Genomic DNA, 13,774 nt, shown 5'->3' with positions numbered 1-13,774 from the left:
AGCGTTAGGAGTTTGCATGGATACTGTTCGAGAACGGCGCCGGTTACAGACCCGTCAGGAGATCCTTTCCGCGGCGTGGGCTGCGGCGCGGGAGGACGGGCTCGCGCGCCTGTCGTTGCGGGATCTTGCCCGGCGCGTCGGAATGCGGGCGCCGAGCCTGTATAGCTACTTCCCGTCTAAAGAAGCGATCTACGACGCGATGTTCGCGCAAGGACAGCAGGAGTTCGCGGACCAGGTCGCTGAGACGCCGAGAATGGGCAGCTCGCGGGATGTGGTTCGCGGTGCCGCCCACAGCTTCTTCGACTTCTGTGTCAGGGATCCTGTCCGGTACCTGCTGTTGTTCCAGCGGACCATTCCCGAGTTCGAGCCATCACCCGAGTCGTACAAACTCGCTGAACAGAATCTCGGTGAATTCGTCCAGTTCATGAATGACTGCGGCGTCACCGATCCACGCGCCGTCGACATGTGGACGGCGATGCTCACTGGGTTGGTCAGCCAGCAGCTGTCCAACGACCCCGGCGGTGACCGTTGGGGTCGCCTGCTCGACGAACTCGTAGACCTGTACTGCGATCACATAGGACTTTGAACCGGAGGAATCATGACCATGTCGGCGACACCAGTGACCGTCTCGACGATCCCGCCCATCAGCCATAGCGAAGCACATGACCTCGCGCTCGAGGCATACGAGCGTTTCGCGGCAGTGCTGCGGCAGGTGCAGCCAGACCAGTGGAGCAACCAGACAGATTGCGCCGCGTGGGGCGTGCGTGACCTAGCCGGGCACCTCGCGGGGGCCATGCAGTCCGCAGCGTCCGCGCGGCAGATGATCCGGGAACAGTGGGAAGTCAAGCGCCGTGCTAAGAAGCACGGTGGCGACGAGGTCGACCACATGACCGCCGTTCAGGTTGAACGCACAGCCCACCTGCCGACGGACGAGCTCGTCTCGCTCTGCGCAGAACTTGCGCCTAAGGCCGCGCGGGGGCGTTCCCGGATACCCGCAGCGGCACGGCGTTTTGCGCGGTTCCCGGTGACGATCGGCGATCAGATTGACGAAACGTGGTCGCTCGGCTACCTGGTAGACATCATTCTTACCCGGGATACCTGGTTGCATCGCATCGATCTCTGCCGTGCCATCGGCGCGAGTCCCGTCCTCGATGCCAAGCATGACGGGCGGATCATCGCCGACATTGTTGCCGAATGGGCTCGGCGGCATGGAAAGCCGTTTGTCCTGACACTGACCGGCCCAGCAGGGGGAGTGTTCGAAAACCCCGGCGCGGACGCGGAGGAAATTACGATCGACGCGGTCGAGTACTGCCGAATCCTCTCGGGCAGGGTGAGTAGCGACGGACTGCTCGGTGTAGCGGTGCCGTTCTGAGGGGCTTGGGAGTTCGTGCCTGAACTACTAAAAGAATTAAAAGCCACAGGATCAAATGAAGAAGGTGGTTGACGGGTCGCTGGCAGTTCACAATAACGGTCGGCAATTGGTGTAGGTGAAGCTCGCTTGGCGCGGCCGTTGGTCCGGCATGAGGGGAACGGGCGCCCGGCAAGGCTTAATTGGCAGGCTATCAGCTGTGCTTCGGGGCGGTTTAGTGCCAGTTGTTTGTAGTTTTGCTACCAACTATTCGCGTCCCGATACCATTTTCCGCAGTCCGTCGTCAGGTTTGTTGTATCCTGCCTACCGATCCCCTATACCTTTCTAAAACGCTGCCATTAGCACAACTAATCTTCAGTAGCCTTTCGATCACCCTTATGCTTTCCGTGAACTCGTTTGTGAGGGAAACAATCAGGCTAGCGCGAATTGTAAATCTGCCATTGTGCACGTTCTGATGTATCGCATTTAAACCTGACAATGATTCACGTCATTTCGAGCTTCCTGAAATCCTTCTGACATGCTGACGCTTCCCATTGGTCACCGAATCTCTTCAGAAGAGCTCCCTCATATGTGTTAGCCGGTGCGCCAGCTTGAAGGCAGGCGGGAATATGTGGTTGACCCTTTTACGAGTGCTTCGATTCTTCACTTATGAGCAGCATGTGAGGAGAAAAATAGGTGAAACCGAGGGTGGCATGCCAGGTAAAGAGCCCGTCCGTGCCGCGCCGTAACGCTCCATTGTCAGATGAAGGCGGCCCGGCGCCACATTGAGCACTGCGAAGCAGTTAGCTTGCGCGGTGAGGCGTTCTTGAAGGCTTCGATGCGAAGCGATTCACCTTCTCAGAGGTGACGAACTTGCCGGTGCGGGCGCTTCTGGTCGACGCACTCGAAACCAGGAAGGTGTCCTTGGACACCTTGCGTACAACCGGTTTGTCCTTTGCAGTCATGCTGTCTACCTCCTCTAAGGCCTTCAGCTTAGCGTACCTGGGCTCTCACTGTGGCGACCCTTGCAAGCGTTCAAACTCGGCACCCCACTCCATTGATAGCTCACCAAACAACTGCAGTTCATCCTGAACGTCATCGTGGTTGAGTTCCTCCACGGATGCAGCGCTGACAACACCGCATGGCATTTCCGGCCCACCGGGCAAATCAGCGACGATGGGGGCGGCCCAGACTGAGCGCCATCGCGAGGTAGCCGACGCATTTTCAAGGGTGTGGACCATCAGGTTGTTTCGGCCAAGGGCCTGGCCTGCTATCCACGGGCTATCAAACCCGGGGCGTTCAGAACGCAGATGTGCCGGGTCGCGGTAAATGCGATCATTCGCTGCCCACCTCACAAGGCCGCCTTCGCCGTCCCCCAGCCAGAGCGTAAGATTGCGGAAAGAGGGCAACGTCCCCTGAAGTGTTTCTAGGTTTGCGGCGAGTTTCTCAGAATGCTCCGCTTGAAGTTGCGAGAAATCCTCCTTGTGGTGTTGCCACAACTGCCCTAATCTCGTTGCGGGCGGCAAATAGTTTGGATTACCGAGATGAGGAAGCTCACGAAGTGCTTGTGCTGCATCTGCATGGTCTTGTACCGGGATAACATTGACCCCGAGTGCTAACCACTGATTGATTAAAGCTTCATTTACGTGGCTGAATTGCATTCGATCGAGGGCGAGGCTTTCACGCGCAAGAAATACTGCGACATTCCCCGTTGGCTTGTTTTCTGTCAGGTCGTGGATCCACTGTCGGATATCAGGATCCCGGTATGAGGTACCCGCCAGGATGAGCGCACCGCGGCGAAGAGCCTCCTGTAGGGAAGAAACCTGCCATGGATGGGGGTCCTTTCCAAGCTTGTTGTAGTCGGAGAGCGTGAGAATTAAGGTCTCCGCAGTCTTATCCCCAGCGCGAAGTAGCCCGTGCAAGTGGTGAACTTCGAAGTCGTGACCCATCTTCGCCCTGCTTTGATCGCCTGCGCGGCTAAGCACTCGTGCTTCCAGTTCGAGTTCATCGAGGACCTGCTGAACTGCTGTTTCGAGTAAATCGTCGTAGTTCAGTGTGAAGAAGCTGAGTGAAGACGCTTCTCTGTATTCAACAAGTGATGCGGTTGCGGTGTGCAAAGGCGCCGGAGATGCGCCGGTGCCCCCGTAGAGGGCATCGGAGAGGACATTGGGCCAATCGGAACCAGCCGCGTTCTTGGCTGCTTCAGCGGCGATAGCAGGATCCTGCCCTATCAAGAACGCCTTGGCAGTTTCCTCATCCTGGATGGCTCGGCTGAGGACAAGCAAGTTGACCGCAAACGTATTCCAGTCAGGCAATCCTGCCCCCACGGAAGCACCGGCACCGAGGAGGACCGACAGGTGGTTCTCGGTCTCCAGGCATCGGAGAGCATCCATTGTTCGCTCGTTGAGATCCCCCGCGCTCACACAGATATCGTTGCAGATCATCACTCGAGCTTCGTGTGCGAATCGCCGATAAGGTCCGATTTTGCCAGATGGTTAATAACGCTAATCCAGTTGTCTGTCCACTCGGTTAGCGAGGCAATGAAGGGGACGTTGTCCTTCAATCGTCGTCGTTGGGCACTATCTCGAGTTGACCGGGAGTGGCCCGCCCGCGAGTTCTTGGAGGCACGGATTGCCCTGAGTCCCCTGTTGCGACGTTTGGGCCCGCGCGCGTTCTGGACGGAAGCTAGGGCAGCGTTGCACCTTTCATGACTGCACGACAATCAAGCTCACGCTCTTTCAAGCGAGGAGGTCATGCCAGTCGCTGAACGTTATTTGCAGTACATCCAAAGCTAGTCCGCGAGCATCGATGGCGGCTCGGACCAGTTCAGACTCCTGGGGAGAGGAAGCGCTCCCATTGAACAATCGTGCTGCGGCAGACGCGCAGCTTCTTCACTCGTTTGAATACTCTCTTCATCGCGGCGGCGAGAATCTGGACGCCCACGGCGAATGGGGTTGCGACACTGGTGTGGTGCGGTGGCAGCGTTGCTGCGGTGTCGACGGCGCGGCAGCAGCATGTCCCTATAGGCGGAGGGACAGCCAACGACTATCAGTCACCGTGAAGCAGATATCTCATGATCGCGTGTTCAGTTTCCGGCAGGTCGTGGATGGCGACGCCATGGTCACCACCGTCGACGGTGATCAGTTGTGCTTCGAATGTGGCTGCTAGTGCTTGGCCTCTGGCGTAGGGGTGCGCCGGCGTCACCTGTCTGGTGCAGGACGAGCGGTGGGTTGCGCAGTTGTTCGTCTGACCACGGTACGGGGCTGGTGACTGGTTCCCATCCCGCGCAGAGGAGTCCGGATCCGAAAACGCTAGCTTCCGCGACGATCCGGTTACCGCCGGTCAGGTAACCCAAGGGGTGTGCGGGATGTTATGGATGGCTGGGGGATTCGCGTTTTCATTGCAGGTGATCGCGGTGATGACGTACTGCATGGACAGCGGAACCGGCTCGGTAGCCTCGTCGGGCATACCGTGGCAGATGGCGTCGGCGATGCCGGGCCATGATGCGCTGCGGTATAGGCCAACGAAAACGGTGAAGTCGTAAAGCCGCGAGGGCCGTGCGCCACGGTGCGTGTATTGGGATGTGCGCCATACGGGTTCGGTGAGTGCGTCGTCGCGGGCGAGGAACCGGTTGGTCCAGGGGGTGAGTTCGGGTGATGTGTCGCCGGGCTGGGCTGGTGGTGGGGTGCGGGCGCACCGGTTCCTGCCTGGTCCGGTCTGACCACCTTTCGTAGACCGCGCGGGGCGCGGCACCCAGTCCGTGGTTGTCGTTGCGTTGGGTGATCCAGTCGAAGAGGTCATGTAGCCGCTGCATGCGTTGCGGGGACGCGGTCGGTGTAGATGCATTGTGCCGGGGAATTCGTGCTTACGCGGAGAGTATTGAGCACTCGTCTCGGATTATCCCTCCTCCCCACGCAAAGCCACTGCGATTGCTTCGGCCCGCGAGGACACACCGAGTTTCCGGAAGATGCTGCTCACGTGGTGTTCGACGGTTCGTTTGCTGAGGAATAGGCGGGCCGCAATCTCGTCGTTGGTCCATCCTTCCGAGACCAGGCGCAGCACCTCGTCTTCTCGCTTTGTCAGCGGCCCTGGTGTTCTCGGTGAGCGGCGCCCCGGCTGGCCGAGCTGTCGGAGCAGGCTGGCGGTCTGGTCGGCCTCGAACTGCGCCGCCATTGTGTCGAACACACCCAACGCGGTCTGTGCTTCATTCGCCGCGGTTTTCGGGTCGGTGGTTGCTGTGAGGTGGGCAATCGAGAAGCGGGTTCGGGCTGCTTCGAGCGGCAGCGCAGCAGCGCTGAAGTGTTTCAATGCCTGATCGTAGGCAGCCAGTGCCTCGTCATTGTTGCCTGCCGCTTCGCGGACCAGTCCGGAAGCGTATTCGGAGTACGCGTGGATGCTGGGGAGTTCACATTGCTGTGAGAGTTGGGTGAGGCGTGACTCTGCGTCGTTCGCTGTGGCGATATCGTCTGCGACAACGGCGATCTCGGCGAGCAGTGCCCAGTGTGCGGCGTTCATGGGTGTGCATTCGTTCGTAAGCGCACGGGCGAGGACGCGTCGCGCCATGCCCAGGTCGCCGCGGGCGAAGTGCAACCGTGCGAGCGGCCGGACAGCGATGGAATCGAATTCGAAACCGGCCAGCATCCGCGCGGCCTCGTCGAACCGCCCCTGCCGCACTCGCAGGTCGGCGAGGCGAACCATCGCAGACGAGCGCAGTGCCTCGTAGCTTGCGTCGTACAGCGTCAGCGCACTGGAGAGTTGCTCTTCGGCGTCGGTCAAACGTCCAGCTGCGGTGAGGATTCCGCCGTAGTGGGTTCGGCAGATCGCTGGGATCCAGTCCGCGTGGGTGCGTGCCCCGTACTCGGTGGCTGCAGTGAGCCATTTATCTGCTCGCACCACGTCCTGCGCTGCTTCGCAGCTGAACAGCATGTGGCAGAAAATCTCTCCGGCCACCACGTAATCGGTGACTTCACCGCTGATCACCGCGGTCGCGGACGTGTCGAGCAGGCGAATTCCTTCGACTATCTGACCGCGAATGACTCGTGCGACACCGGCGTGCGCCATCGTGCAGAACCGGAGGTTCACGTCCCGGGTTACCTCTGTGATTGCTTCGGCCCGTGCGATGTGGCGGTCTTTCGTATCCGGGTCGTCGGTCATCGTCGCGGCAGCGAGTTCCACCCACCCGGCCTCCGTGCAATCACCGATCTCGTGCGCCAGATCGAGTGCACGCTGCAGCCACCCTTCGGCTACAGGGGTGTTGCCGTACACAGCGGCATGCAGGAAACTCAGCTCGCGTCCGGCGATGTACGCGGCCTCCCGAAACCGGCCTTTCTCGCTGTAGCCGGTGAAGGCACGTTCGTAGTATTTGAGTGCCTCACGGAAGTCGCCAGCCCACTCGGCAGCGCGGGCATAGTGGAACCGGACGTCCGGGTCGTCGGTACCGGTCACCGCGCGGCTGAGCATCTCGTGTGCGGTCTTCCAATCTCCGTTCGCGAGCGCCCGCTTGCCCTGCTCGAGCTGCTCTGCAGTCTCTGCGTGCACAGTTCCTTACTACCAGGTGGGACTGCCCGGAATGCGTAATCCGTGTAGGTGCTGAGATGGGTGCGTGCACCGATGTATGGGCTCGCGCGTCACGGCAGCCTGGCACTATGACTGCAATAGAGAAGTTCCAGGTATCCCTTGAGGCCGCCGAAGCGTACGAGGACTTTTTCGTTCCGGGCATCTTCGCGGAGTGGGCGCCGCTGATCGTCGAAGCCACCGGCGTCTCACCAGGGCAGGCCGTACTGGACGTGGCCTGCGGAACCGGAATCGCTGCGCGGACAGCCGCCGACGCGCTCGGCGCGAACGGCACGGTAGTCGGTACTGACCTCAACGAATCGATGCTCACTGTGGCACGGCGTGTCCGTCCCGACCTCACCTGGCAGCAGGCCGACGCGCAGCACCTGCCGTACCCGGACAAGTCGTTTGACGTGGTGATCTGCCAAATGGGCCTGATGTTCGTCGACGACCGGGTCGCCGCGCTCTCGGAGATGGCGAGAGTGGTGACAGACGATGGGAAAGTCGGCGTGGTTGTGCCGTCGAAGATCGAAAACCAGCCTGCGTATTCCAGGCTCACCGACATCGTCGCGGACGAGGCTGGCCCCGAAGGTGCAGCACTGCTCAGCACCTACTGGTCATGCGGGGATGCGGACGAACTTACCTCGGCGCTGAACAGCGCCGGGCTAAGGGTCGCAACGGTGAAAGAGCATCCAGGGACCGCATCTTTTCCCTCCGTTGACGCCCTCGTGAAAACGGAAATTGAAGGATCACCGCTGTACTCGCGAATCAGCGAACAGGCCTACCAGCGCATCCGTGAGCGTGCGCGAAACGCTCTGGGGGAGTGGGAAACGAATGGGCGCCTGCATGCGCCGCTGCTCGGACTCGTGGTGTGCGCGGAAAAGTAGGAGTGGATGTGACAGTGGACTGCGGCAAGCCACGTTGATCACTGTGCAGTAGCCCACACCTCATGCTGATTGGCTTGCGTACCTCCAAGAACTCTCGCGTTGATGCGCCGTTGAATGATGGAAGTCAGTATTTCTCCAGCCCGAACCGCGACGTTGGATAGCAGCGATGAGCTTATGCCGTGGGTGTGTTCCACGCCCCCTTGCAGGTAGATCCCGGCCTGGATGCGGGGGTCGGTGATGATGCGGTAGTCGCGTGCAACGGCGGGTGGTTCACTGACGATGTCAGCGAGCAATGGACGCAACGGTGTCGGAGTGAAGCCCGTGGCAAACACCACGGCGTCGCATTCGAGGGTTTCCTCTAGCTCACTTAGTTCGCAGCGGACTGTCGCCGAAACGCCGGTTGCTGATTCAGCCACCCCGACCAGTTTCGATGCCCGGTGCATGAATAGTCTGCGCTGGCCGCCGACGCGTTCCTGGTATTCGGTCTCGTAGAGGTGGGCGATGAGGTCGGGATCGACGACGGAATAGTTCACGCCGCGGTGCAGTTCAAGAAGGCGGTTTCGCACATCAGGGGGTGCGTGGTGGAATTCGTCGACGACGGAGGGGTCAAAGATCCTGTTTGCATAGGGGGAGTCGTCGGCCGGGCTGTATCCAAATCGAGAGAACACACTGTGCACCGCCGCTGTTGGGTACCGGCCGTGTAGGTAATCGACGATTTCTGCGGCGCTTTGGCCTGCGCCGACCACGACGAATCGCTGGTGCTGCGGCTGCGGCATCCGTTCGATGTGGTGGAGGAATTGGTGATTGTGGAAGCAGCGTCGGGAGGCGGTGACGTTTTCGGGCAGGCGTTCACGCAGGCCCAGCGCCGCGACGACGTTGCGGGCAATCACGGGTGTGCCGTCTGTGTCGATGCGAAGTGCGGTTCCGTCCGATGTCGGGGTGACTCGATTGACGGCAGTGCCATAACGGACGTCCGCGTCGACCTTTCCTGCCGCCCATTCCAGGTAGTTGTGAAATTCCTTGCGGGACGGGAAGAAGGTTTGGTGGTTGACGAAGTCGGCGAGCCGATTTCGATCGTGCAAGTAGGAAAAGAACGTGAAGGCGCTGGTGGGGTTGCGGAACGTCGCGAGGTCTTTGGGAAACGCAACCTGCATTGTTGTGCCGTCGAGCAGCATTCCGCGGTGCCAGCCAAAGCGCTGTTGCCGTTCGAAGAACACGGCACGCAACGGTTCGGCGGCGGTGTGGTTGTGTTCCTCGATCGCTATGGCCAGCGCCAGGTTGGACGGGCCGAAACCAATTCCGGCGAGGTCGTATTCAGCGGGGGCCTGGACGCTCATTGTGTTCCTTAGTGTCGAGGGGCGGCAGGTTAGACACGAGCGGCGCGCAAGGCCGCGTCAGCGTCGGCGGTAGGAAGGACGACAGCGCAGCGAGCTGCGGCGTACATGAGAGCCTCACGGTGTTCGCGTGCGGAGAAGTCTGCAACAGCGTCGGATACGAGGAAGACCTGGACGTCTTGCATGAAGCCGTCGAGTGTGGTGGTGAGGCATCCGATGTGGGCGTACACACCGGTAATGACGAGTTGGTCGCGGCCCCATTCGTGCATGAGGGCACGGAGGTTGGTGCGGATAAATGCGCTGTAGCGCCACTTGGTGAGCAGGAAGTCGGAGTCCTCTGGTGCGAGGTCACTGACTATTGCTGTGTCGCGGGGGTCGTTGCTGAGGCCTGGGCCCCAGAAGTCTGACAGCAGCGCCCGGTCCTCGGGGTCTTGGTTTCCTGGTTGCGCTGTGTAGACGACGGGGGTTCCGGCGCGCTTGGCGTTTGCGCGGATCTGGGCGATGTTGGGGATCACCGTTGCTAGCGGTTCGGCATTGCGCTCGAAGGATCGGACAAAGTACTCCTGCATGTCGTGCAGCAGTAAGACTGCTCGATCTGGGTCGATCGACCAGTCGGCAACGTTGCGGACCTCGACATGAGGCAGTGCGTAGGAGATCGCCTTGGGCAGTGTGGATGTCATCGGGAGGTCGCTTTCTCCCAGGTGCTGGCGAGTGCGCGGCGCAGCTCTGACCTGCTGGTCTTGCCAACTCCGGTGGCGGGGAACTCGGGAAGGAAGTGGATGAGGTCGGGTACCTTGAAGCCTGCAATGCCGCGGCTGCGGAGGAATGATTTCAGTACCAACGGATTCGGTGGGATGCCGTCGGCGACTATGAAGGCGCAGGTGCGTTCACCGAGGTAGGTGTCAGGGACGGAAACGACGGCGGCGTCAAGAACGTTGGGGTGCGCGATGAGGTGGTTTTCTACTTCCTCGGGTGCGATTTTCTCCCCGCCGCGGTTGATCTGGTCTTTGCTGCGCCCTTCGACGACGATGTAGCCGTCGGGCGTAACGCGGACGACGTCGCCGGTGCGGTAGAAGCCGTCGTGGGTGAAAGCTGTTGCGTTGTGTGCGGCGGCATTGAAGTAGCCGCGGATGGTGTAAGGGCCGCGGGTAAGCAGGTGCCCCTTTTCTCCGTGGGGCACCTCGTGGTCGTTGTCGTCGACCACCCGAATCTCATCGGCGGGGCTGATGGGTCTGCCCTGGGTGGTCACGATGATGTCGTACGGGTCGTCGAGGCGTGTGTAATTAACGAGGCCTTCTGCCATGCCGAAGACCTGCTGGAGTGTGCAGCCGAGTTCGGGGCCGATGCGTCGGGCGGCTTCTTCGGTGAATTTCGCGCCACCGACTTGCAGTATCTCCAGTGATGTCAGATCGCACGTGGTGTTTTTTGCCGCGGAGAGCCATGCCAGCGCAAGGGGCGGCACGAGCGCTGACGTGGTGATGCGGTGCTGTTCGATGAGGGAAAACGCGGTCGCCGGGCTGGGATCGGGTGCAAGAACTACGGTGCCGCCCGCGTGGAGGACGCCGAGGATTCCGGGCGAACTCATCGGAAAGTTGTGGGAGACAGGCAGCACGACGAGCATCCGTGTGTCTGCAGTGACGCCGCAAATCGACGCGGATTCACGAACAGAGTAGAGGTAGTCGGCGTGGGTGCGGGGGATGAGCTTGGGAGTACCGGTGGTGCCGCCCGACAGTTGCAGGAAAGCAACATGGCTGGGATCAACAGGCGTTGGCGTTTGTGGTGCTGCCGCAGGCAGGTCGGTAAGTGCCACGAATTCTTCAGCGTCGCCCGCGACCACAGTGACACTGCGCGCTGCCACTGTGCGGGCGATGTCGCGGTAGTCGAAACCACTGTGCGAGTCGGCGATGACGTATGCCGCAGCATCGGTGCAGTTTATGAAGTGCGCAATGTCGGAGCTACGGTGCGCTGGGAGCGCAAAGACTGGAAGGGCGCCAAGCCTGAAGAGCCCGAAAAGCACCTCGGTGTATTCGATGATGTTGGGCATGTGGAGGACCACACGATCACCATGTCGGATGCCGAGTTGGGTGAACCCTCCCGCGATCCGCTCAGCTGACGCGGAAAGTTCGGTGTACGTCAGGCTTCGCTTCGCCCCAGTTGCGTCATGGCCTATAACGGCGATGTTGTCGGGGAACTGTTCGGCCCGATGAGGCAGGAACTGTTGAAATGTTTCGTCCGTCCAGTACCCGGCGGCGCGGTAGCGCGCAGCGAATTCGTCGGGGTACTGGGTGTGCAGGCCGATGTCAGGCACGAAGAGTCGCACCTCCGTCTACGTAGAGGGTTTGCATGGTGATGTGACGTGCTCGATCGGAAAGGAGAAACTCCACAGCGTGGGCGATATCGGTGGGTTCGGCGATCCGTTTTAGCGGGATGCCTACTTTGTAGGATCCGAGATTGCCGTTGATGACGGCGTGCCGTCCGTTATCTTCGTCGGTCCACAGTGAGCGCTGCATGGCGGTATCGGTCGATCCGGGCGCCACAATGTTTGCGCGGATACCGAACTCAGCAAGTTCGAGGCCTAGTACTCGAACGATCATTTCTGCGGCCGACTTGGAGGCACCGTAAGCACCCATTCCAACGCGGGGGACTCCGGCTGCGTTGGATCCGACGACCACGATTGATCCGCGTTGCCTATTGCGCATGCGTGTTCCTACTGCGCGGAGGACGCTGACTAGCCCGTAGACGTTAACGTCAAAAACCTGATGCCAGGCAGCGGGTGTGGTGTCGAGGATCGATCCGGTTTCCAGCACTCCGGCGACGTGCGCGAGGCTGTCGATGGGGCCGTGCTCCGATTCGATACGTGCGATGGTGCGTTGGACTTCGGCTTTGTCCCGCACATCTAGCGGAAAATAGGGTGCGTCGCCTATGAGCTGTGCCGTTGTGGCGAGTGCCGCACCATCGAGGTCTGAAATGACGACGCGTCGCCCTGCTCGGACGAGCGCCGCGGCGGTTGCCTTGCCGATGCCGTGGCTAGCCCCTACGACCAGAGTGGCGCCGTTCAACGCTTCACCTCGAACGCGTCGAAAACGGTACGGAGTTTGGCGCTGGTTTCGGCGAGTTCGTCAGCCGGGTTGGAATCGGCCACGATACCGCCGCCTGCGTAAGCCGTGAGTGTCGTCTGATCGGCATCGAGAATGGCGCAGCGAATGGTGACCATCCATTCGCCGTCACCGTTCTTGTCAGTCCAGCCCACTGCTCCGGCGTAAAAACCCCTGCTGCCTTCGGCTTTGGCGATGACGTCGCGGGCAGCGGCGGTAGGAGTGCCACACACGGCTGGTGTGGGGTGCAGGGCTAGAGCGAGGTCAAGTGCGGTGGTGTCGGTACGGCGTAATTCACCGCGGATGGGGGTGCCAAGGTGCCAGAGTTCCCGAGTTTTGGTGAGAGTGGGTGTATTTCGCAGACGTAATTCCCGGCAGTGCGGCATGAGCGTTGCGCGGATGTGGTCGACCACAAAAGCGTGTTCGGCGAGGTTTTTCGCGGACGAGAGAAGTTGCGCGGCGTGGGTGCGGTCGATTTCGGGGTCGAGATCGCGTGGTGCTGACCCAGCCAGCGGGTGGCAGGTGACGATGCGTCCAGTGCGGCAGACGAGAACTTCGGGGCTTGCGCCGATGAGGTGGCGCCCGGCCCACGTTCCGCCTGCGGCGCTGAGGTCGACGGCGTATCCGTTTCCGTGGGGGTCGCGCTCGACGAGCCGGGACAGCAGCGCTGAAGGGGCGATGGCTTCGCTTGCTGTGATTGTGACGGCTCGCGCGAGAACCACCTTCTCTAGAGCGCTCGCGCTCATGCGTGAAATGGCGGCTTCGATCCGCGACGTGTGCTCTGACGCAGCCGGCACATACCCGGTGACTGCCATGGGCGGAAGCAAGGCAGGCTCGGCGGTGGGCGGCGCGGCGTCGCACACGAGTCGTTCAGGCGCAATGAGAGCAGCCGGTTCTTCGAGGCTGAAAGGGAGAGCTCCGGCGACAGCGCTGATTGCGCCACTGCGCAGGTGCTCGAGCGCTGTGTGTGCGGAACTGTATTGGTCCGCAACGCCTTCTGTGAACACCGTGCCGTGTGGACGCGAAAGTAAGAAGGGGATCCCGTTCGCCGGGAGGTTGTGGTGCGTCTGCATGGCCACCTGCGTCTGCATGTCGCACATACCTCCTGGTTCTTGTCGTGACACTGCAGGTTTTCCCGCAACATTCCCGAAGATATATGGTTAGCCTAACCTGTGGTCAAGTACCTCTGGCGGGACGACCGATTGGGCCGATTTGCGAAATACAAAGTGGCATAGGGGAAGCCGGTTGCGCACATTGTGAACATCGTGACTGCTGTCATGTAAGTCCAGGACATTGCGCAAATTCCGGAAAGGCCACTGGGCTATTCGTACTTGGACGCTGCAGCGGAATGCGATCTTGGCCACACCGCCGGGCGTTGAGCCAGGCGTGGCCGATCAGCCCGAGGCTCCAGCTGCGAAGGAAGCGATGCAGCTGGCTGGCCAGCGTGTCACCTCGCTGTGCGTTGTAGATCACAGGGCTAGGTGACCGAGAAGTGGCGCAAGAGTGTTAACTTTGGCAAGGCTAACCAAAGTAATTGGCGATTCGACGTACCAGGGG

The 13,774-nt window shown here is 60.8% G+C and carries 12 protein-coding genes; 3 read left to right on the top strand and 9 right to left on the bottom strand.

From position 1 onward, the window contains the following. Positions 1-16 precede the first annotated feature (16 nt). Positions 17-586, top strand: a complete 570-nt coding sequence (locus ONR57_RS12920) for a TetR/AcrR family transcriptional regulator (RefSeq protein WP_265123909.1) — start codon at positions 17-19, stop codon at positions 584-586. Between the two features lie 12 nt (positions 587-598). After that, complete coding sequence (locus ONR57_RS12915) at positions 599-1,372, top strand: maleylpyruvate isomerase family mycothiol-dependent enzyme (RefSeq protein WP_265123907.1); 774 nt, start codon at positions 599-601, stop codon at positions 1,370-1,372. A gap of 986 nt (positions 1,373-2,358) precedes the next feature. Here ONR57_RS12915 and ONR57_RS12910 read toward each other — a convergent pair. From ONR57_RS12910 to ONR57_RS23330, 4 genes are all read right to left on the bottom strand, one after another. Next, entirely contained in the window at positions 2,359-3,792 is a 1,434-nt protein-coding gene (locus tag ONR57_RS12910) for an SIR2 family protein (RefSeq protein ID WP_265123905.1), read from the bottom strand. A gap of 604 nt (positions 3,793-4,396) precedes the next feature. Continuing rightward, positions 4,397-4,552, bottom strand: a complete 156-nt coding sequence (locus tag ONR57_RS12905; protein ID WP_265123903.1) for an alpha/beta hydrolase — start codon at positions 4,550-4,552, stop codon at positions 4,397-4,399. Positions 4,553-4,690: 138 nt separating this feature from the next. After that, complete coding sequence (locus tag ONR57_RS12900; RefSeq protein ID WP_265123901.1) at positions 4,691-5,149, bottom strand: hypothetical protein; 459 nt, start codon at positions 5,147-5,149, stop codon at positions 4,691-4,693. Positions 5,150-5,245: 96 nt separating this feature from the next. Beyond that, positions 5,246-6,886 carry a LuxR C-terminal-related transcriptional regulator gene (locus ONR57_RS23330; RefSeq protein WP_265123899.1) on the bottom strand — a complete coding sequence of 547 codons (1,641 nt, stop codon included), beginning with the start codon at positions 6,884-6,886 and terminating at the stop codon, positions 5,246-5,248. A gap of 107 nt (positions 6,887-6,993) precedes the next feature. Between ONR57_RS23330 and ONR57_RS12890 the strand changes: the two genes are divergently transcribed. After that, positions 6,994-7,788: a class I SAM-dependent methyltransferase gene (locus tag ONR57_RS12890; protein WP_265123898.1), complete on the top strand. Its 795-nt coding sequence runs from the start codon at positions 6,994-6,996 to the stop codon at positions 7,786-7,788. A gap of 38 nt (positions 7,789-7,826) precedes the next feature. Here the strand turns inward: ONR57_RS12890 and ONR57_RS12885 are convergent, their stop codons facing one another. The 5 genes from ONR57_RS12885 to ONR57_RS12865 are packed head-to-tail and all read right to left on the bottom strand — an operon-like array spanning position 7,827 to position 13,308. Next, positions 7,827-9,125, bottom strand: coding sequence for a lysine N(6)-hydroxylase/L-ornithine N(5)-oxygenase family protein (locus ONR57_RS12885; RefSeq protein WP_265123897.1), 1,299 nt, complete (start codon positions 9,123-9,125; stop codon positions 7,827-7,829). A gap of 29 nt (positions 9,126-9,154) precedes the next feature. Then, positions 9,155-9,802: an isochorismatase family protein gene (locus tag ONR57_RS12880; protein WP_279347768.1), complete on the bottom strand. Its 648-nt coding sequence runs from the start codon at positions 9,800-9,802 to the stop codon at positions 9,155-9,157. Further along, the gene (locus tag ONR57_RS12875) at positions 9,799-11,430 is read right to left on the bottom strand and encodes a (2,3-dihydroxybenzoyl)adenylate synthase (protein ID WP_265123896.1); all 1,632 of its coding nucleotides are present in this window, start codon (positions 11,428-11,430) and stop codon (positions 9,799-9,801) included. Before ONR57_RS12875 ends, ONR57_RS12880 begins: the two co-directional genes overlap by 4 nt. Continuing rightward, positions 11,423-12,181, bottom strand: coding sequence for a 2,3-dihydro-2,3-dihydroxybenzoate dehydrogenase (locus tag ONR57_RS12870; protein ID WP_265123894.1), 759 nt, complete (start codon positions 12,179-12,181; stop codon positions 11,423-11,425). Before ONR57_RS12870 ends, ONR57_RS12875 begins: the two co-directional genes overlap by 8 nt. Further along, positions 12,178-13,308 carry an isochorismate synthase MenF gene (locus ONR57_RS12865; RefSeq protein ID WP_265123892.1) on the bottom strand — a complete coding sequence of 377 codons (1,131 nt, stop codon included), beginning with the start codon at positions 13,306-13,308 and terminating at the stop codon, positions 12,178-12,180. The genes ONR57_RS12870 and ONR57_RS12865 overlap by 4 nt, the downstream gene beginning before the upstream one ends. Between the last annotated feature and the right edge of the window lie 466 nt (positions 13,309-13,774).

Source organism: Hoyosella sp. YIM 151337, from assembly GCF_026041215.1.
Lineage (GTDB): Bacteria > Actinomycetota > Actinomycetes > Mycobacteriales > Mycobacteriaceae > Hoyosella.
This window is presented reverse-complemented; position numbering and strand designations above follow the sequence as displayed.

Bases quoted from the DNA above. Each gene is read 5' to 3' on its own strand.
- ONR57_RS12920 (WP_265123909.1), top strand. From the start codon at position 17: ATGGATACTGTTCGAGAACGGCGCCGGTTACAGACCCGTCAGGAGATC.
- ONR57_RS12915 (WP_265123907.1), top strand. From the start codon at position 599: ATGACCATGTCGGCGACACCAGTGACCGTCTCGACGATCCCGCCCATC.
- ONR57_RS12910 (WP_265123905.1), bottom strand. From the start codon at position 3,792: ATGATCTGCAACGATATCTGTGTGAGCGCGGGGGATCTCAACGAGCGA.
- ONR57_RS12900 (WP_265123901.1), bottom strand. From the start codon at position 5,149: ATGACCTCTTCGACTGGATCACCCAACGCAACGACAACCACGGACTGG.
- ONR57_RS12890 (WP_265123898.1), top strand. From the start codon at position 6,994: ATGACTGCAATAGAGAAGTTCCAGGTATCCCTTGAGGCCGCCGAAGCG.
- ONR57_RS12885 (WP_265123897.1), bottom strand. From the start codon at position 9,125: ATGAGCGTCCAGGCCCCCGCTGAATACGACCTCGCCGGAATTGGTTTC.
- ONR57_RS12880 (WP_279347768.1), bottom strand. From the start codon at position 9,802: ATGACATCCACACTGCCCAAGGCGATCTCCTACGCACTGCCTCATGTC.
- ONR57_RS12865 (WP_265123892.1), bottom strand. From the start codon at position 13,308: ATGCAGACGCAGGTGGCCATGCAGACGCACCACAACCTCCCGGCGAAC.